This window comes from Roseateles sp., assembly GCF_052436255.1.
Taxonomy (GTDB): domain Bacteria; phylum Pseudomonadota; class Gammaproteobacteria; order Burkholderiales; family Burkholderiaceae_C; genus Pelomonas.
Genome location: NZ_JBQVNP010000055.1, coordinates 1 through 17045, shown reverse-complemented (window position 1 = coordinate 17045; position 17045 = coordinate 1). Strand labels below are relative to the sequence as shown.

The 17045-nt window shown below is 68.7% G+C and carries 18 protein-coding genes, 1 tRNA gene and 1 pseudogene; 2 read left to right on the top strand and 18 right to left on the bottom strand.

Going from position 1 to position 17045, the window contains the following annotated elements; genetic code table 11:
* Positions 1–63: 63 nt before the first annotated feature.
* The 4 genes from ACT6S0_RS14070 to ACT6S0_RS14055 all read right to left on the bottom strand — a co-directional run bounded on the left by ACT6S0_RS14070 (position 64) and on the right by ACT6S0_RS14055 (position 2636).
* Positions 64–1425, bottom strand: coding sequence for a type II toxin-antitoxin system HipA family toxin (locus tag ACT6S0_RS14070; RefSeq protein WP_444764455.1), 1362 nt, complete (start codon positions 1423–1425; stop codon positions 64–66).
* A gap of 3 nt (positions 1426–1428) precedes the next feature.
* Positions 1429–1695: a helix-turn-helix domain-containing protein gene (locus ACT6S0_RS14065; RefSeq protein WP_444764454.1), complete on the bottom strand. Its 267-nt coding sequence runs from the start codon at positions 1693–1695 to the stop codon at positions 1429–1431.
* 47 nt (positions 1696–1742) lie between these two features.
* The gene (locus tag ACT6S0_RS14060) at positions 1743–2012 is read right to left on the bottom strand and encodes a helix-turn-helix domain-containing protein (RefSeq protein WP_444764453.1); all 270 of its coding nucleotides are present in this window, start codon (positions 2010–2012) and stop codon (positions 1743–1745) included.
* A 548-nt stretch (positions 2013–2560) separates the two neighbouring features.
* A tRNA-Arg gene (locus ACT6S0_RS14055) sits at positions 2561–2636 on the bottom strand.
* Between the two features lie 135 nt (positions 2637–2771).
* Here ACT6S0_RS14055 and ACT6S0_RS14050 point away from each other — a divergent pair.
* Positions 2772–3311, top strand: coding sequence for a c-type cytochrome (locus ACT6S0_RS14050; RefSeq protein ID WP_444764452.1), 540 nt, complete (start codon positions 2772–2774; stop codon positions 3309–3311).
* Between the two features lie 66 nt (positions 3312–3377).
* Here the strand turns inward: ACT6S0_RS14050 and ACT6S0_RS14045 are convergent, their stop codons facing one another.
* The 7 genes from ACT6S0_RS14045 to ACT6S0_RS14015 all read right to left on the bottom strand — a co-directional run bounded on the left by ACT6S0_RS14045 (position 3378) and on the right by ACT6S0_RS14015 (position 10884).
* Positions 3378–4550, bottom strand: a complete 1173-nt coding sequence (locus ACT6S0_RS14045; protein WP_444764451.1) for a hypothetical protein — start codon at positions 4548–4550, stop codon at positions 3378–3380.
* Positions 4520–6235, bottom strand: coding sequence for a dockerin type I domain-containing protein (locus ACT6S0_RS14040; protein ID WP_444764450.1), 1716 nt, complete (start codon positions 6233–6235; stop codon positions 4520–4522). Before ACT6S0_RS14040 ends, ACT6S0_RS14045 begins: the two co-directional genes overlap by 31 nt.
* A 7-nt stretch (positions 6236–6242) precedes the next feature.
* On the bottom strand, positions 6243–7769 hold the full coding sequence (locus ACT6S0_RS14035; protein WP_444764449.1) for an esterase/lipase family protein: 1527 nt from the start codon (positions 7767–7769) through the stop codon (positions 6243–6245).
* 21 nt (positions 7770–7790) lie between these two features.
* Complete coding sequence (locus tag ACT6S0_RS14030) at positions 7791–8720, bottom strand: cohesin domain-containing protein (protein WP_444764448.1); 930 nt, start codon at positions 8718–8720, stop codon at positions 7791–7793.
* 133 nt (positions 8721–8853) lie between these two features.
* Positions 8854–9378 carry a DUF2946 family protein gene (locus tag ACT6S0_RS14025; RefSeq protein ID WP_444764447.1) on the bottom strand — a complete coding sequence of 175 codons (525 nt, stop codon included), beginning with the start codon at positions 9376–9378 and terminating at the stop codon, positions 8854–8856.
* 12 nt (positions 9379–9390) lie between these two features.
* A complete protein-coding gene (locus tag ACT6S0_RS14020) occupies positions 9391–10419 on the bottom strand; it encodes a YheT family hydrolase (protein ID WP_444764446.1) in 1029 nt (342 codons plus the stop codon).
* Positions 10420–10428: 9 nt separating this feature from the next.
* Positions 10429–10884, bottom strand: a complete 456-nt coding sequence (locus ACT6S0_RS14015; RefSeq protein ID WP_444764445.1) for a YybH family protein — start codon at positions 10882–10884, stop codon at positions 10429–10431.
* Positions 10885–11029: 145 nt separating this feature from the next.
* Here ACT6S0_RS14015 and ACT6S0_RS14010 point away from each other — a divergent pair, with 145 nt between their 5' ends.
* Complete coding sequence (locus ACT6S0_RS14010; RefSeq protein WP_444764444.1) at positions 11030–12997, top strand: hypothetical protein; 1968 nt, start codon at positions 11030–11032, stop codon at positions 12995–12997.
* 47 nt (positions 12998–13044) lie between these two features.
* Here ACT6S0_RS14010 and ACT6S0_RS14005 read toward each other — a convergent pair whose 3' ends face one another.
* The 7 genes and pseudogenes from ACT6S0_RS14005 to ACT6S0_RS13975 form a co-directional block, all read right to left on the bottom strand.
* Complete coding sequence (locus ACT6S0_RS14005) at positions 13045–13263, bottom strand: zinc-finger domain-containing protein (protein WP_444764443.1); 219 nt, start codon at positions 13261–13263, stop codon at positions 13045–13047.
* A 10-nt stretch (positions 13264–13273) separates the two neighbouring features.
* Positions 13274–14206 (bottom strand): branched-chain amino acid transaminase, encoded by a 933-nt coding sequence (locus ACT6S0_RS14000; RefSeq protein ID WP_444764442.1) that lies wholly within the window; start codon positions 14204–14206, stop codon positions 13274–13276.
* A gap of 37 nt (positions 14207–14243) precedes the next feature.
* Positions 14244–14630 carry a hypothetical protein gene (locus ACT6S0_RS13995; RefSeq protein WP_444764441.1) on the bottom strand — a complete coding sequence of 129 codons (387 nt, stop codon included), beginning with the start codon at positions 14628–14630 and terminating at the stop codon, positions 14244–14246.
* The gene (locus ACT6S0_RS13990) at positions 14627–14974 is read right to left on the bottom strand and encodes an antibiotic biosynthesis monooxygenase family protein (protein WP_444764440.1); all 348 of its coding nucleotides are present in this window, start codon (positions 14972–14974) and stop codon (positions 14627–14629) included. The genes ACT6S0_RS13995 and ACT6S0_RS13990 overlap by 4 nt, the downstream gene beginning before the upstream one ends.
* Before the next feature lie 43 nt (positions 14975–15017).
* The gene (locus ACT6S0_RS13985) at positions 15018–15449 is read right to left on the bottom strand and encodes a hypothetical protein (RefSeq protein WP_444764439.1); all 432 of its coding nucleotides are present in this window, start codon (positions 15447–15449) and stop codon (positions 15018–15020) included.
* 29 nt (positions 15450–15478) lie between these two features.
* Positions 15479–16837, bottom strand: a complete 1359-nt coding sequence (locus ACT6S0_RS13980) for a sensor histidine kinase (RefSeq protein WP_444764438.1) — start codon at positions 16835–16837, stop codon at positions 15479–15481.
* An 11-nt stretch (positions 16838–16848) separates the two neighbouring features.
* Positions 16849–17004 (bottom strand): annotated as a pseudogene (locus tag ACT6S0_RS13975) (winged helix-turn-helix domain-containing protein); the annotation flags it as partial.
* Positions 17005–17045 lie beyond the last annotated feature (41 nt).

The window sequence follows — 17045 nt, the reverse complement described above, 5'->3', positions numbered from 1 at the left end:
GTCGCCCACGGCCGCTATGTGACAACCTCTGTGCCGGCTCATGGTCGCCCGAAGTGCGGCCAGCTATCCGGCGAGCCGTCGCGCTGCAGCCAGCACGCCATCGAAGACGGTCTTGGCAATGTGCGCGTTGAACTTCTGTGGCAGCTGTGCCGAGACTTTGGCGACAACGCTTGGCGTTTGCGCCGCGATGTGGTCGATCAAATGCTCGACCTCACGCCCGTCGCCCGTCAGCACGCCGTGCCGCGCGCCCAGCGCAACCCAATGTCGGCGCAGGATCTCACGCATCTTCCAATGAGCGTTCTTCGACCGCACGGCCATCGCCATCTTGACGCTGAACGGTGAGATCTTCGATGGCCCCTCGCCCAGCACCGGGTAGGCCGACAGCACGTCATACAACGGCGTCAACTGGTAGCGACCGCCAGGGCGCAGGAACAGGCTGAAGTTCTTGGCATGGCCGTCGGTAGCGCACAGCATCCAGAAGAGCAGTTGTGCCTTGAAGAAGTCGCGGCGGTCCTGCTCTCGGCTCAACGAGCCGTCGAGCACGTCGAAGATGCGGTCCATGCCCGGCCCGCCATCGGCCTCGTATTTGGCTTCCGGCGACGCACCGGTAGCTTGGCACAGGTCCTCCTGCGGCAGGCGGATGAGGCGGCTGTCCCCGGATGGATGCGTCCACCAGGTGCGGTCAAAACGCTCCACCACCAGCACCTTGACGTCCTCGAACTGCAGCGGGTGGCAGGTCGCCACAGGCAGCCCGAACTCCCTCAGGATCAAGGAGCACAGCCACTCGTTCTCAACCGAGCCGCGCATGTCGAGCTTCATGCCGCCGATGAGGCCCAGCGGAAGCTTGAAGATGTGCGTGGTCGGCGTGTTGCCATGTGGCAGGCACCATTCACCGTCTCGCAGTAACAGGGCCGTCTTCTCCTGAGCCCCGGCAATCGAGATCCGGAAGTCGTCGCGGGCGTCGTCGTACCGGCCTCCCCAGCCCAAGGTGTTCAGGGTCGTCGTGCTGCGCAGGACCTGAGCGACCTGGGCCTCGCTCAACGGCTCTGCCTGCAGGGGCGAAGTGCCGGCGGAGTCGACGCCCTCGGGGAGGATTTCGAGAGCGCCGACGCAGTCCCGGCCGATTTCGGCGAGCAGCTCAAACGCGCGGGTGGACCCGGTATTGAACCGTCGCGCCAGACGCTCGCGGATGTCCTTGCTATCCGGCAGCAGGTTCTCGAAGTAGGTGCTGACCTTGTCGCCGCGATGCGGCGCATTCCCCGGCGTGAATGGCAGGGACAAGGACAGCGGCCGCCCTTGGTCCGATACGGTCCAAGCCAGGTCGTACTGGAGGGTGTCCGGGTTGTTGGGCGCCAGGCTCCAGGTGCCGACGCGAGCGCCGTTCATCCAGAGGCCCAGCGTTCGGGTGTGAGAGCGACGGCCCATTGCTCACCAAGAGGGCTTGCTGGTGGAGGACTGCGAAGCGCCAATGGCCGGGCCGGTCTTCCCAAGCGCCAACTCGACGCCCAGGATGTTGAGCAGCCTCAACAACCTCGCGGCGCCGACCTTGTCCGCGTTGCGCTCCATCGCGGAGTAGGTTTGCTGGGAGACACCCAGGCGCAGGGCGACCTCGCCCTGCGTGAGGCCGGCCTCCTTTCGGAAGGCCTGGAGCAGTGAGGGCAGCTGCTCGGCGGTGCGGACGGTGAACTGGGGCATACAGATCCAATGCTGTGGCAAGAGCCTACAGCATTCGAGCTGTATTTTCAATTTACAATCTTTAGGCTGTTTTCTGGCCAATCGCTACGGACACCTAACCGTAGCCGAGGCGGCGTATTGGCCCCGAGGCGTTCTTCAAGTTGCTCGATGAAATTGGGCAGCGTGACGCTGAGCGCACCGACCCAGCGCCGCAGTTCCAGCACATCCAGCCGCCGAACGCCCCGCTCGACCCGGCTCACGTGCGTTTGCTCCCATTCAAGCCGCTTCGCAACTTCTACCTGTGTCAGTTGCGCCTGCGTGCGGAGCTCAACGAGCAACTCTCTGAGCAGTAGCTGTTCCTTGACCCCCAGGACTCCCTCGCAATGAGTGGTATGGCGGAAGGGGGCAGGTCAGATACGCCCTGTCTTCTGGACCTTTTTAGTCTCAAACAATACTTTCATGGGGAGGCGCCGCAGGTCGCGTAGGTATTGAACTGGTCCGGTATCGGAACCTTGAGCTACTAGCTATAGGGAGGCTCCACGACGACGAAACCCAGGAGCAATTAGGGCTCGCAAGCCAAGCTGGCCGTCACCATGTATCGGGTCGAGCCGCCGAGGAGGGCGCTACTTCACTTTGGACCCAGGCGTGACTGACGTCGAGCGGCAGTAGAGCGGCACCGGGATGAGGTGGTTCGCGCTCAAGCGCGCCAGATAAGGTTAGGGTGGGGCAGACGGACGAGCGCTTCACGCTTTGGTGGAAAGAGAAGGTGCCGTCACGGGAAGCGGTTTGGCCCACTTTTGGCCCACCCAGGCCTGCAATTACCTCAGGCAGGCAGGCTGTAGAAATAAAAAAGCCATGCAAGTCAGTGACTTGCATGGCTTATGTCTGGTGCGCCCGGTTGGGATCGAACCAACAACCCCTGCCTTCGGAGGGCAGTACTCTATCCATTGAGCTACGGGCGCGAAGCCGCGCATTCTAGCAGTGAGGGGTGTCATGCCAGGGCCGGCTCGGTGGGCCCGCCTATAATTCGCCGGTTTTTCGTGTCGCGCGCTGCGCCGCACGAGCAAGCCAGAACGATGAGTCGACAAGAGGAATCCATGAGCGCCAGCCACGATCACGACCACGATGACGCCCACACGGGGCCGATCAAGACGCCCAAGCAGTTGGCCTGGGCGGTGCTGTTCGCTTTCGTGGTGCCGATCATCGTCATCATCATGCTGGCCAACTACGTCAGCACCGCTGCCAAGCCGGCGGCCGGCACTGCGGCCTTCGATGCGCAGGCGGTGGCCGCACGCATTGCGCGCGTGGGCCAGGTCGAGGTCAAGGACGTGAACGATGTCGCCACAATGAAGACAGGCGAGCAGGTCTACCAGGCGCAGTGCGCAGCCTGCCATGCCACCGGCGCTGCCGGCGCTCCCAAGCTCGGCGATGCCGCCGCCTGGGGCCCGCGCATCAAGAGTGGTTTCGATAACCTGGTGCATTCCGCGCTGAAGGGCAAGGGCAGCATGGGACCGCAGGGTGGTGGCGACTTCAGCGACTTTGAGATCGCCCGCGCCGTTGTCTATGTCAGCAACAGCAGCGGCGCCAACTTCGCCGAGCCCAAGATGGCCGCACCGGCCGCTTCGGCTGCCCAGTGAAGAACAGTCGCTGAGATCTGATGGACCGCACAGGGCTGCTTCGGCAGCCCTTGTCGTTTCTGGATCTCAGGGGCAAAGCGCGGCCTGCGGCAGCAGCGCCGCCAGGTCGACGGCCTCGCCGGTCTGAAGCAGCTTGAAGGCAGGCGTGAAGCGGCTGAGCTGGCTGGCTTCGAGGCGTTGCAAAGGCCAGCCCAACGCCTTTAGTGCGCCGTGCGACAGCCGCAGTTCGACCTCGGCGTTGCGTCCTTCGAGCTTGACGGCGGTGCTGATCTGACGTGCCTCCTGCGTGCCGCGCAGACGGGCGGCCAGGCTGTGGACGGCACCCGCGGCAGGGGCGGCGTCGAGCTGCACTGAAAAGCCCAGCACGACTTCACGCACACAGGCGGGCAGACCCTCGGCCCTCAAGCCGGTGAAGCGCAGTTGCGCCTGCGCGGCACCGACGTCCACACGGCGCGCGACGACCAGCGGGGCGGCGGCGCCCGGCGGTTGCCAGGCGGCGTGGATGTCATAGCCACCGGCTGCCGGGGGCCGCCATTGCGCGAAGTAGGCGCCCGGCTCGGTGCTGATGCGCACGCCGGTCGGGCCGGTCAGGTCCGGCCGTGCCTGCAGATCGGCGGCGGCGACGCCGGGCTGCAAGGGCGTCGCGCGCACGGCCAGTGTGCCGGGCTGCGTCACCGGGCGACCCATGTCCGTGGGCCGCAGCGTCAGCAGCAGGGGTTGGCCGACGGCGATGCTGTCGCCGGCGCTCCACAGCGCCAGCGAATAGCGCGGTAGCACGCGAAAGCTCAACGTCAGCCGCCCGGGCGTCGTGGTGGGCGCGCTGCGTTCCAGCCGCAGCTGCCAGCGGCCGGGCATGGGGCGCAGCACCTCGGGCAACGCAATCGCGTCGCCCAGCGCAGGCTGCGATGTCTGCGCGCTGGGTACGGCACCAAGCTCGGCCGGCGTGCGGCGCCAGACCTCGGCGCCGCGCGGGTCGACCAGCGCAATGCCGCTCAGGGGCGCGCTGCTGCGCAGCGTGCTGAAGACGAGGCGGCCACTGCCGTCGCCGCCGACCTCAAGCACCACGCTTGACGTGGCGCCTGCCGGAAGCGCCTGCCGGACCAGCCTCGGCGCTGGCTCGGGCGGGGCCACGGTGGCGATGTCGGCCGCCGACGCGGTAAAAGTCGCGGCCGCGGCGAACACAACCAGCCAGTGGCTCGGCTGTGGCTTCAGTTGCGGGGGCAGCTGCCTGCGGCGCATTGGCGATTGACCACTTCTCGGGCGTCGAGGAGGTCGATCTTGCCATCGCCGTTGAGGTCGCGGCGGTCGCCCGGCACGCGTGGTACCTGGCCGCGCGACTGGGTGACGATGTCGCGGTCCGCCGCGCCCACTGCGCCGTCGCCGTTGAGGTCGCCGGTGATGGTGGGGAAGAACTGCCAGCGCGAGAAATCGCTGCTGGCCACCGGCACGCGTGAGGCCTGCGCACTGCGGTTGCCGCTGCCGACCACCAGCACGGAGTCGATGGTGAACGGGCCGTCGCTGACCTGCAGGCGATCCGCCAGCACGCTGGCATTGACGTTGTTCGCGCCGACGGCCAGCGCGGGGGTGAGGCCGAACTGACCGACCTCGACCCCCTGGTTGTCGATGACCTTGAACGACACCTGGTAGTTGCCGGCCGCGGTGACGCGGATGGGCAGCGTGAAGTTGAGCTGGCCGATGAAGCGGCCGCGCAGGCCGGTGGCGACGGTGGCGCCGCTGTTGATCTCGATGGGGTCGGCGCAGAGCTGATTCAGCGCGACACCGGGGAAGCTGAAGGCGGCTGCCTTGCGCAACTCCAACCACGGCTGGCCGGCGATGAAGGACAGCACATCCAGCGGATCGACGCTGAACACGCCGCCCTCGCCGAACTGGCTGCGGATCTCAGCCGCGCTGAAGCTCATGCGTGTGTTGACCGCGCCGGGTGCGCCGAGGGACGCGCTGCTGCGCTTGATCAGCGTCTTGCCGGTGGGGCTCTTCAGCGTCGCGGCGGTGGCATAGGTGCCGGCCAGGCTGGCGGTGCCGGTCGTGTCGACATGCAGGTTGGCCACGCAGCCGCCGCTGCCGTTGGTGACGGAGCCGCTGACGCTGCCGAGGCGGTAGTTGGCGGGCACGATCTCGACGAGAGCCTGCGCGCTGCGCTGCGCCATGCCACCGGGCTGCGGGATGCTGACTTCGCCAAGCAGCTGATAGGTGCCCGGGTCAGTGAACACGGTGCCCTGGCTGTAGATGCCGTCACCGGCCAGGCCGTCGTAGTCGGTCGGCTGGCCCGAGTCGCGCGCGCTCAGCACGAGCGGCGGACCGCCGTCCTTGCTGACGCTGATGCTGGGTGTCAGGCCCGTGACCGGCTGGCCGTTGTTGACGACGAGCAGGCCCAGCGGCACGGGGTTGCCGACGCGGTAGACGTTGGAGCTCAGCACCAGGCCGACCTGCAGGGTGGACTGGGCGTAGGTGGTGAGCAGCGCGACGGTGGGGTGGGGCGACGCCGGGAAATCGGCGCGCACGGTCCACTCGCCGTTAGCCGGCGCGGTGATGTCGGGCGTCAGGAACTGGCCGCCGGGCAGGGGCGGCGTCAGCGCGGCGCCGTCGAGGAAACCGACGCTGGCGTTGCCGGGGCCGAACACGGTCTGGCCATTCGGGTTCAGCACGGTCAGTGTGACGCCGGGCACGGGCACGGTCACCTGCAGGCGCATGCTGGCCAGCGCCGACACCGGCAGCTTGAAGCTGACCGAGGTCTGGCCGCTGACGATGGTTGAGGCCTGCGTGACCGGCAGCCCGACAGCGGCCTGGCCTTGCTGGGCCTGGGCGGGCATGACGGCGGGCAGCGTGGCCAGCAAGGCCGCGGTAGCCAGGGGCAGCAGGCGGGCGAAGCGACCGGCGGTGCGGTGGGGACGGAATGTCTTGCTCATGTCGACCTCAGCGCAGCGGGATGGCCTTGTCCAGGATCTTGCGGACATTGCCCGCGTTCTTGACCGTGGAGTGGTTGGTGCTGGCGTTGTTGCCCAGCGGCGTGCCCCAGCCGGGGTTGGCGCTCGTGAAGCCCACCACCACGTCGTTGGGATTGGGTGCGGGCGCGGTCACCGTGGCATAGGTCAGCACAGTGATGGGCGGCACGTCAGGGTTGAAGGTCGGCAGTACCTCGAAGTTGAGCTGCACCGCCGACGCGTAGCTGCAGATGGACTGGTAGGCCAGCCGCAGCGCGTTGTAGGTGTAGCTGCCCAGCAGCGGTATGCCGCTGATCGGGTTCATCGGGTCGATCTGGCCGTCGGTGGGGGCGCTGCCGCACATCGGGCCGGCATCGGCGCCGACGGTGTAGGTGTTGGCCACGTTGCCGCGGATGCCGGCCGCGATGGCGTTGTTGGCCGAGGTCGTCGTCAGGTCGACGAGGCCGGGCGGCTGCGGGCCGGCGCCGAAGCCGCTTGCCATGCCGGCCACCGTGCTGCTGACGAAGCTCTGCGCGAAGCCGTTGGGATCGGCGCCGTTGTTGGTGTAGATGTTGGCGACGGCGCGTTGCAGCAGCGTCAGATCGGCCACCACCGAGCCGCGGTGCGGCGTGGACAGCGTGCCCAGTGACAGCACCTCGAAGGCCGGCGCACTGATGGCCGCCAGCGCCTGGCTGTCCAGGCCGCCCTTGCTGTGGACGATGAGGTTGACCTTCTTGGCCTTGTAGGTGTCCAGATAGCCCTGGATCTGCGACTTGAGGCCGACGGCGTTATCGGCCACCGCGCCGTTGGGGTTGCCGGTGGAGAAGCGCTCGTACAGGACGCCGGCCTTGTCCATCTCGGCCAGCACGCCGGGCGCGTCGGCATTCAACCAGGTGTCGCGGTTGGCGGCGATGCCGTGGGCCAGCACGAAGGGATAGGCCGCCTCAAACTCGACGCCCACCCAGTCGATGCTCATGCACCAGTACTCGTCGGTGTTGGCGGTGTCGATGTCGACCTTGAACTCGTTGAGCGCGCCCTGTGCAACCTCGCGGCCGGCGAACTTGACCTTGCCGATGTCGATCTCGAAGCTGTCGTTCACCCAGGTGTTGTTGAAACCGGAAAGGGTCTGGATGAACTCGCCGTTCCAGGACAAGCGGTCCACCTCGGGCTGATAGGTGCCGTCGGTGACGGCCTTGTCGTCGATGTCGTAGATCGGGAAAGACACCTTCACGCGCGGCCCGATGACCTTGTCGGCGATCAGCTTGGCGAGCTTGGACGACTGGATGCGGCCATCCCCGTCGAGCATGCTGTCGTTGACCGGCGCGGGCACCTTGAGTTGCACGACCAGCGGGCCGCCGCTGCGGAAGGTGCAGCCGGTGTCGAGACCGGCGCCGCTGTTCTTGACGTACTTGCCCATGTCCTCGCTGGGCGGTGGGAAGGGCGACGAGGTCTGGGCATGGCTCGCGCAGACGCAAGCCCCCAGCAGCCAGGCAGCAAGCGCCTGTGGGCTAGGCTTCATGGGAGGTCTCCGGTGGAGGGGTCAGTTCGCCGAGAAGGTCGGCGCGTTCACTTTGATGGCATCGCCGCGCGGCAGGGCTTGGCCGCGCAGGCGCTGGCCGACCTTGTCGGCCGTCAACGCGGGGCCGACGGTCACCCAGTACTCGCGGCCGTCGTCGGCGCGCACCTTGGCGCGGGTACCGGCGACCTCGATGACGCGCACGTCGATGGGCGTGGGCTCAGCGGCCTTGGTTTCGGCCTTGGTCTGTGCGTGGCTGGACAGTGGAGCAGCAAGCGCGAGGCTCACGGCCAGTGCGGCGCGGCCCGCGCGCGTCGATTGCCAGCGCGCCCAAGCGGCGCCGAGCAGTGCGACCAGGGCGAGCGCGGGTGCAGCCGGCTCGGGCACCGTGTTGCCGCCGCCCTGCGGATCGATGACAAGCTGGGCGCGGGCGCTGATGAAACTGATGTTGATGGGCAGGCCGTTGCCGTCGATGAACTGCAGCGCGGGATCGGACAGGTCGACGACGAAATCGGTGCCGGAGCTGGCCTGCAAGGCGATGAAGGTGAGGGTCAGGAAGTCGAAGGCGTCGGCCTGCTGAGCGTCGAGCACGGCCGTCGAGTTGCCTGAGAGGCCGAAGGCGTCGACGACGCCGCCCGCGGCCGTCGCATCACCGATGAAACCCAGGCCGGCCGGCTCGGGCAGGTCAAGCATGTTGCTGGCGCTGGCGGCATCGATGAAGCCGAAGCTTTGAAACTGAAGCAGGCTGTTGTCGTAGCGCAGGTCGAGATCGAAGCCGGCCAGCGACCCAACGCCGCCCTGGTGCAGGCCTGCGACGGCAAAGCTCAGCGTGACGCTGGAGCCGACCGTCACATGACTCGCCGATGACGAGACGTTGACGGTGGCCGCCGAGACGGCGCCCACCCAAGCGAACACCGCAGCAACGGCGATGCGACGAAGACTGTGCAGCCGCATGGGCTCCTCCTGGATTGCAAAGGGATGGGCGGCGTGGGGTCAGGCCTTGCCCGTCTCGAAATGCATCATCCCGGGCTGCGTGTTTCGACGGCCATCCCTAGCTCGGCCCTAACCCCCGGATCGGGGGGGCATCTCAAGCCGTGGCGGGCAGCGGGTGGCGCAGGAAGCCAAAGCGCTGCGGCAGCGCGGCGGCCGGCAGCGCGGCGGGCGTCCAGCGCCCCTGCTCGACTGCGTCGGCCGCCGGGCCCATGTCGGCCGTGTGCACCAGGCCGAAGCCGAGGTCGGTCAGCAGGTAGAAATGGCCAAGCTCATCGAGCCAGCTTGACGCGACGGTGGCCTCGAGGCCGGTGTGGCTCAATACGCGGCCATCAGGCTGCAGGCGCCAGATCCACGGCGTGCTTTCCAGCTCGACATAGACGCGCTGTGGGCCGTTCTGGAAGAACCAGCAGCCGGCGTCATCGGCCGCGTAGTTGCGCTCGATGAAGGCGCGCAGCTTGTCGTGGTTGATCCTGCTGCCCTTGACTTGGGGGAAGGGTCCGGCCTGCTGGACGCGCTCATCGCGCATATACCAGTCGCCACGCGCATCCAGCGCCAGCCAGCTGTAGCAGTGGGGAACGTTGGGCCACTTCTTGAGGGCCGCTTCGACGATGGGGTCCACGGGCGACCTCCTTCAGCGTTGCTTGCAGAGCCAGTCGCAAACCTGCTCCGGCATGGTCAGCAGATGGCCGGGCAGGCGTCCGGCGGGAAAGCCGACATGCCCACCATGGCCGGGCTGCCAGAGTGTCACATAGGCGCCCACTTCAGCGGCATGCGGCAGGCTGTCGCCCGGCACGAAGGGGTCGTTGCGCGCGTTCAGCACCAGCGCCGGGATGCGGATGCGATGCAGGTGCGGCTTGGCGGCCGCGCGGGTCCAGTAGTCCTCGGTGTTCCTGAAGCCGTGCAGCGGTGCGGTGAAGAGGTTGTCGAACTCGTAGATCGTCGTCGCCCGCCTGAGCCCCTCACCGTCGAACAGGCCCGGATGCTGCTGGAGCTTGCGCAGCGCCTTGGGGATCATGGTGCGCAGGAAGCGGCGCGCATAGACCTGCCGGTTGAAGCCACGGTCGATGGCCGCACCCGCTGCGGCAAGGTCGATGGGGGAGCAGATCGAGCAGACGGCGCTGGCCAGCTGCGCGGCGCTGTGGCCGGCCTCTTCGGCCCAGCGCATCAGCGCGTTGCCCCCAAGGGACACGCCGGCGACCAGCAGGGGCCCGCCGTGGCGCTCGCGCAGGCGCTGCAGGATCCAGCCGACTTCCTCGTAGTCGCCCGAGTGGTAGGCACGCGGGCCGTGGTTCAGCTCGCCCGAGCAACCGCGGAAGTGCGGCAGCGCCATGCCCCAGCCGCGCGCGCGGGCGATGCTCGCGAACGCCACGCTGGAGTGGCTGCTGCGGTCGCCTTCCAGGCCGTGGAACAGCACGAGTAAGGGTCGACCCCCGCCGCCCCCTGAGGGGCTCGAGTCAGCCCGGGAGCGGCACGTCGCCGACGCCGGCGCTGCGGCGGGCGTGTCGTCCAGGAAGTCGACGTCGATGAAATCGCCATCCGGCGTGTCCCAGCGCTCGCGGGTCCAGGCGGGCAGCGGGCCATCGTGCTGGCGGCTGAACAGGGCGGGCCAGATGGTCTGGGCGTGGCCGCCGGGCAGCCAGCGCGGTGCGCGGTACTGCACGCCGGGCTCCTAGTGCAGCGTGCCGGCGTCCGCCACCAGTTCCTGGATGTCGCCGGCGTTGCCGGGGCTGGCGTGGTGCAGCACCAGGCGCCAGCCAAGCGCCGTCTTGAGATAGACGTTGGTCGCGATGACCCAGGACGTCGGCGCGGGGGCCTGATCCTTCGTGTGCAGCTGCACGCGTTCCAGCACATGGTGGATGGCACAGTCGCCGCTGTGCAGGCGCCGCACCCGCTCGGGGTGGACGTTCACGTTGCCGCGCTGGAATACCGCCTCGAAGGCCGCGCGGATGGCCGTCATGCCGACGATGCGCGGGCCGCCCGGGTGGACGCAGGCGATCTCCTCGTCATCGGCCCACAGCGCCATCAGGTGGTCGAGGTCGGCGTGCTGCAGCGCCTCGTAGAACTGGGCCTCGGTGTCGTCGGGCGAGGCGAGCAGGGCGGCGGTCTGGGCGGCTGAGCGGGGCATGGCGCGATTGTAGGAAGTTGGCAGGCCCGTCCGGGAGGCGGTCCGCCCGCGAGACGGCGCGTGAAAACTACCTGCACCCCCTGGACGGCGTGCTGCGGGCGAGCGCTACATTGCGCCGGCCAGGTCGCTGCCGGATGTCGTCCCTATGTCTTTGCTGAGAACCTTCGTTTCCATCTCGCTTTGCCTGTTGGTGGCTGCCTGCGGCGGCGGTGGCGGTGCTGACGCGCCAACGCCACCGCCCGACCCGGTCACGGTGCCGCCTCTGGGCACCCAATGCCTCGGCGGCTCCGTGGCGCGTCTGGCGCCGCCCGCCGCGACCAGCGCGGGACGCAATCAGGAACTGGCCGTGCTGGCCTGCGCCGGGTCGCGGCTGGAAACGGTGCAATGGCGCCAGACCGATGGCGCAGCGCTGCTGCCCGGTTCGCTGCGCTCACAGGCGCTCAGCGTCGCACCGGCTGCCGTCGGCCGCTATGCCTTCAGCGTGGACTTCACCGACACCCGGGGCGCGAGCTACAGCGGCCAGGTCGAGCTCAACGCCACGGCGCCCGACGCCACGGCGATGGTGATCCGCGGCGAACCCTCGGTGTGGGCTGGCGGCCAGACTTCCCTGCGCGCCTGGGTCGACGGCCTGGCCGCGGCCGACTACCCGCTGGCGCAGGTGCGCTGGCGCCGCGTCGATGGTCCCGACCTGAACCTGGGCGACACGACCCAGTGGCGCGTCATCTTCACCGCGCCTGCGGTCACGCAGGACAGCGTGCTGCGCCTGCGCGCCGAGGCCACGCTGGCCGACGGGCGCAGTGTCAGCCAGGAGTTCAGCCTGCTCGTGCAGCCCCCGCCTGCGGCGGCGGCGGCGCCGCTGTTCGGCGCGGGCAACCTGTCTTCGCGCGTCTATCCCTACGTGGCCGGCGGCCCGCATGCCGCAGCGTTGCGCGAGTGCATCTACACGCCGGCGCTGACCACGGCCACACTCTGCACGCTGGGCCGGCTGCCGCTGCTGGGTGCCGAGACGCGTGGCGAGTTGCCGACCGTGGAGCAGGTGATGGCGCGCGTGCTGGTGTCCAACGACTGGATGGGCCAGCGCTTCGAAGCCTTCCTGCGCGAGCAGGACGCCAGCGGCGACTTCCGCCGCCTGCTCAACGCCACCACGGCCATCGTCATCGGCGGCCGGGTGCGGCCGGCCTTCTACTGGAGCGCCACCGGTGCCATCTACCTGGACGCGGACACGATCTGGCAGACGGCCGCCGAGCGCGACACGGTCAGCGAAGCGCCCGACCCACGCAGCGATTACGGCAGCGATCTGGCCTACACCACGCTATGGCGTTATGTGCAGGGCAATCGATCGGTGGGCGGGCGCAGCCCCGTGCTGGAGCGCGCCTCACGCGACAGCGCCGCGCTGGTCCCGGCGCTGGGCCGCCTGCTGTATCACGAACTGATCCACGCCAACGATTTCCTGCCACCGCGGGTCCATCTGCTGCTCAACACCAACCTGCGCGTCTACGAGGCCATACCGGCCAACACCGCGTCCGAACAACTGCGCGCGCAGCTGCCGTTTTATTCGCAGGAGATGGTCGACCTCGGCCGCGTGCAGTTCTTCGGCGTGGCGTCCACGGCGACGCAGCGCGGCTACCAGCCGGCTGACATCGTGCAGTTCTTCAGCGCCGACCGCGTCACCGACGACTACAGCTACTCCCTGCCCGTGGGCCAGAACGTGCCCCGCGAGGACGCCGCCATGCTGGCCGAGGAGGCACTGATGCAACTGCGTCACGGCGTGCTGCGCGATGTGGCGGTGGTGCCGCAGTTCCTCAGCGGCGCCAGCGCGGACCAGACCGTCACCTGGGGTCAACGCGGGCGCGTGGGCGACGCGGGCATCAAGCCGCGCGCAGCCCTCGTGCTGGCGCAGACCATGCCCTGGCTGCCCGCTGGCTTTACCAACGGTCTGGCTGCGCCGCTGCCGCTGCGCGCCGGCCTGACCTGGGGCCAGAACCTCGACCAGGGTGCGCTGGCAGTTGGCATGGCGCGGCCGCTTTCAGCCACCGAGCGAGCGCTGGAAGCCGACCTGGATGCGCAGCGCCGCGGCGCGAGGAACAACCGCGCCGCCGAACTGGCGCGTTAAGCGGGCCGAGCGCCGGGGCGCCCAAAGTCATTCCTCGGGCGCGGGACTCAGTGGCCGCCCCCGACGACCTCGCCGGCCTTGAGCTTGTAGGCCGTGCCGCAATACGGGCACTGGCCCTGGCCGCCGTGGGTCAGGTCGATGAAGACGCGCGGATGCGAGCTCCACAGCGGCATCCGCGGGTTGGGGCAGAAGACGCTGCCGTTGTCCTGGCAGTCCTTGGCCGTGACTTCAACGGTGGCGGCAGGGGTCTGGGTCGTCGTGCTCATGTGGTTGCTTTCAGACGGCGGTCAGCCACTCGGCGTACTTGGCATTGCGGCCATTGACGATGTCGAAGAAGGCTGACTGGATCTTCTCGGTGATGGGCCCGCGCGAGCCCGAGCCGATCTCGATACGGTCCAACTCGCGGATGGGCGTCACCTCGGCGGCGGTGCCGGTGAAGAAGGCCTCGTCGCAGATATAGACCTCATCGCGCGTGATGCGCTTCTCGACCAGCTTCAGGCCCAGGTCCTGGCAGATGGCGAAGATGGTGTTGCGCGTGATGCCGTTGAGCGCGCCGGCGGACAGGTCGGGCGTGTAGACCACGCCGCCCTTGATGACGAAGAGGTTCTCGCCCGCGCCCTCGGACACGAAGCCCGACGCGTCGAGCAGCAGCGCCTCGTCGTAGCCGTCGTCGGTGGCCTCCATATTGGCCAGGATGGAGTTGGTGTAGTTGGACACCGTCTTGGCCTGCGTCATCGTGATGTTGACGTGGTGGCGCGTGTAGGAGCTGGTCTTGACGCGGATGCCGCGCTTGAGGCCGTCCTCGCCCAGGTAGGCGCCCCAGCTCCAGGCGGCCACCATCAGATGCACCTGATTGCCCTTGGGGCTGACGCCCAGCTTCTCGGAGCCGATCCAGATCAGCGGCCGGATGTAGGCGCTCTTCAGGCCGTTGGCCTTGACGACCGCGCGTGTCGCCTCGTTGACCTGCTCCTGCGAGAAGGGGATCTTCATGCGCAGGATCTTGCCGCTGTTGAACAGGCGCTGGGTGTGCTCCTGCAGCCGGAAGATGGCCGTGCCGTTGACCGTGTCGTAGGCGCGCACGCCCTCGAAGGCACCGCAGCCGTAGTGCAGGGTATGGGTCAGCACGTGGATCTTGGCGTCGCGCCAATCGACGAGATCGCCGTCCATCCAGATCTTGCCGTCGCGGTCGTGCAGGGGGGCGGGAACCATCGTTACTCCAGTGCGTGCGGGGTGAAAGCAGGCGATTTTACGAAGAGCCCGCCGCGTCGCCCGCGCGGATCAACCGCCATTCGGCGAGCTTGCCTTTGTGCAGCACCACCTCGACCGCGTCGCCGCCCGGGTCCCGCCAGACGAAGGTCTCGGCGGCCTGCTTGACGCCCAGGCTGCCGGCCAGGCGGATGAGGTCGACCAGCTTCATGCCGACATGCAGCTTGCTGTTGAGCATCACCGCGTTGGCCACCGACCCCATCGGTGCCGCGCCGGCCACCTTCATGACCCGCATCAGCCGCGACATCTGCAGCAGCAGCCAGAAGACGATGCCCGTCACTGCGAAGACGATCCCCTGCCAGCCCAGCAGCGCGCCGCCGAGCACCAGGGCGGCGAGCGCCAGCCCGACACCGATCCATGGATTCATGATTGGGGGTCCTTGCTTCCGTCCTCGCGCGCCCAGCCATAGGCGCGCTCCACCTTGGCGACACGCAAGGTGTAGTGCTGGTACCAGTCACTGCGGCCGGCGTCGCGTGCGATCTTGTGCTCGGCGTTGCGGCGCCAGGCGGCGATGTCGTCGTTGCTGCGCCAGTAGGAGACCGTCAGCCCCAGGCCGTCCGCGCCCCGGGCGCTGTCGACGCCGAGATAGCCCGGCTGCTCGGCCGCCAGCGCGACCATGCGGTCGGCCATGCCGCCATAGCCCTGGTCGACGGCAGTGCGCTGGCTGGTGAAGATGACGGCGTAGTAGGGCGGTTCGGGCAGGGTGTTCATGGCAGGAAGACGTGCGACGAAGGCGCGCATCCTGCCATGCTGTTCAGCCGGCCACCTTCAATAGCACGCAGCGCACCCACTGACCCGACTCCAGCGCCGCGCTGTGGCCGGCCAGGAACTGTTCGGCCGTCGAGTTGCGGGCGGTGAAGCACATGCCGTGCAGGATGCCCATGCGCGGCACCGGACGGGACCATTTGCGCTCGACGACGCCGTTGAACCACGACACCTGCTCGTCGTCCGAGTCCACGTCGGCGCGGCCGAGCAGCAGCACGACCTCGTACTTCGCCTCGGTCAGCGGCTCGGCGGCGCTGGTCAGCACCTGCAGGCCGCCATCGCTCATGTTCAGCACCAGGCCGGCCGGTCCCTGGCTGAACTGCACCGGCTTGAAAACCCAGCCGGGCAGTGACTCGGCGTCGTGCTGGGCGGCGAGAAAGTCGGTGCGCGGGTGCTGCCTGAGATTGGCGGGGTCGGCCATGAAGTTCCTCCGATGTGGTAGCCCCGATCCTAAGCAGACTTGGGCAGGCACAACACGAAGGCTATCCCGCAGCCCGACAGGCCGTCCTCGACACGGATGCGCCCGCCCAGGCGCCGCGCCGCCTGCTGCACGATGGCCAGGCCCAGGCCGCTGCCGCTGACGGGCTGGCCCGGCGCGCGCCAGAAGCGGTCGAATGCGCGCTCACGCCATTCGGGCGGCAGACCGGGGCCGTCGTCGGCGACGCGCAGCTCCAGCCCGGCGGCACCCTGCGTCAGCGCGACCTCGATGCGGCCCCCCGCCGGCACGTATCGCAAGGCGTTGTCCAGCAGGTTGTGCAGCACCGATTGCCATGCCGGCAGCGACAGGATCGCGGGCTGGGACTCGGGGGCATCCAGCGACAGCTCCAGGCCGCGCGCCACCGCTTGCTCGCCGACGCTGGCCAGCGCCTGCTCCAGCAGCGGCACCAGGTCCACGGCCTGGTTGCGCGGCGGGCCGGCTTCGTCGTCCAGCACGGCCAGGTCGAGCAACTGCTGGCTCAGGTGCGAGGCGCGTTGCAGCATCTGCACCATCGCGGCTTCGGCATTCGCACGAGCCGCGGGCGCCTCGGCATGCGCCAGTACGTGGGCCTGCGTCGTCACGGCGGCCAGCGGCGTGCGCAGCTCGTGGGCGGCCTCCTGCACGAAGCGGCGCTCGCGCTCCAGCTTGCGGCGCAATTGCGTCAGCAGGCGCTCGAAGGCTTCGGCCAGCGGGCGCAGCTCGCGGTGCGGCGGCAGCAGGCCCAGCGGCTGCAGGTCCTGCGGGTCGCGGGCGGTCAGCGCCTGCGTCAACCGGCGCAGCGGCGCCAGGCCCGTCCACAGCGCGATGCCCACCGGCAGCAGCACCAGCGGCAGGGCCAGCAGCAGTTTGTCGAGGATGTCGTCGGCCAGCCGCCACAGCAGCGGCGCCAGCGGCTCGGCAGGCTCGGCGATGACGAGCCGCCAGGGGCCGGCGGCCTTCACGACGACCCAGTGCAGCCGACCGTTCACCGCTTGCTGGGTGACCGCCGCGTCGCCGACCGCGAAGGCCGCGGTTGCGTCGGCAGGAAAGGCGGCGCGCACGGTGCTCGTGGCGTCGCGCAGTTGGTGAATGATCACGCCGCTGGCTTGCCCCGTGCGCGTTCGCCAGCTCCCGTTGATGCGCGCCAGTGCCGTCATCAGCCGGCCGGCCTCGGCTGCATCGGCCAGGCCCGCCAGTTCGGGCGCCAGCAGCTCGGCGCGGGTGCGGATGGCCAGGTCCTGCGCGTAGGCCTCGCGGGTCTCGATGAAGTCGTGCACCAGCAGCACGGCCAGCACCAGCACGAAGGCCAGCAGCAGCGCGCCGACGGTGCGGCGCATCAGACTGGGTTGCATGAGCCAAGCCTTCATGCAACCAAGGCGTAGCCCACGCCGCGCGTCGTGCGGATGCGCTCGGCCCCGATCTTCTTGCGCAGGTTGAACACATGCATCTCGATGGCGGCGGCATTGAGCGGCTCGCCCAGCGGCAACAGCCGCTGGGCGATAATGATGGTGGGCACGACCTTGCCGGCCGACCCCGCGTATTACAGCACCAACAGGACCA

Excerpts from the sequence above, each read along its gene's own strand:
- ACT6S0_RS14070 (WP_444764455.1), bottom strand. The coding sequence starts at position 1,425 with ATGGGCCGTCGCTCTCACACCCGAACGCTGGGCCTCTGGATGAACGGC.
- ACT6S0_RS14030 (WP_444764448.1), bottom strand. The coding sequence starts at position 8,720 with ATGCGGCTGCACAGTCTTCGTCGCATCGCCGTTGCTGCGGTGTTCGCT.
- ACT6S0_RS14065 (WP_444764454.1), bottom strand. The coding sequence starts at position 1,695 with ATGCCCCAGTTCACCGTCCGCACCGCCGAGCAGCTGCCCTCACTGCTC.
- ACT6S0_RS13985 (WP_444764439.1), bottom strand. The coding sequence starts at position 15,449 with ATGGCCGACCCCGCCAATCTCAGGCAGCACCCGCGCACCGACTTTCTC.
- ACT6S0_RS14040 (WP_444764450.1), bottom strand. The coding sequence starts at position 6,235 with ATGAGCAAGACATTCCGTCCCCACCGCACCGCCGGTCGCTTCGCCCGC.
- ACT6S0_RS14045 (WP_444764451.1), bottom strand. The coding sequence starts at position 4,550 with ATGCGCCGCAGGCAGCTGCCCCCGCAACTGAAGCCACAGCCGAGCCAC.
- ACT6S0_RS14015 (WP_444764445.1), bottom strand. The coding sequence starts at position 10,884 with ATGCCCCGCTCAGCCGCCCAGACCGCCGCCCTGCTCGCCTCGCCCGAC.
- ACT6S0_RS14005 (WP_444764443.1), bottom strand. The coding sequence starts at position 13,263 with ATGAGCACGACGACCCAGACCCCTGCCGCCACCGTTGAAGTCACGGCC.
- ACT6S0_RS14010 (WP_444764444.1), top strand. The coding sequence starts at position 11,030 with ATGTCTTTGCTGAGAACCTTCGTTTCCATCTCGCTTTGCCTGTTGGTG.
- ACT6S0_RS13995 (WP_444764441.1), bottom strand. The coding sequence starts at position 14,630 with ATGAATCCATGGATCGGTGTCGGGCTGGCGCTCGCCGCCCTGGTGCTC.
- ACT6S0_RS13990 (WP_444764440.1), bottom strand. The coding sequence starts at position 14,974 with ATGAACACCCTGCCCGAACCGCCCTACTACGCCGTCATCTTCACCAGC.
- ACT6S0_RS14000 (WP_444764442.1), bottom strand. The coding sequence starts at position 14,206 with ATGGTTCCCGCCCCCCTGCACGACCGCGACGGCAAGATCTGGATGGAC.
- ACT6S0_RS13980 (WP_444764438.1), bottom strand. The coding sequence starts at position 16,837 with ATGCAACCCAGTCTGATGCGCCGCACCGTCGGCGCGCTGCTGCTGGCC.
- ACT6S0_RS14035 (WP_444764449.1), bottom strand. The coding sequence starts at position 7,769 with ATGAAGCCTAGCCCACAGGCGCTTGCTGCCTGGCTGCTGGGGGCTTGC.
- ACT6S0_RS14050 (WP_444764452.1), top strand. The coding sequence starts at position 2,772 with ATGAGCGCCAGCCACGATCACGACCACGATGACGCCCACACGGGGCCG.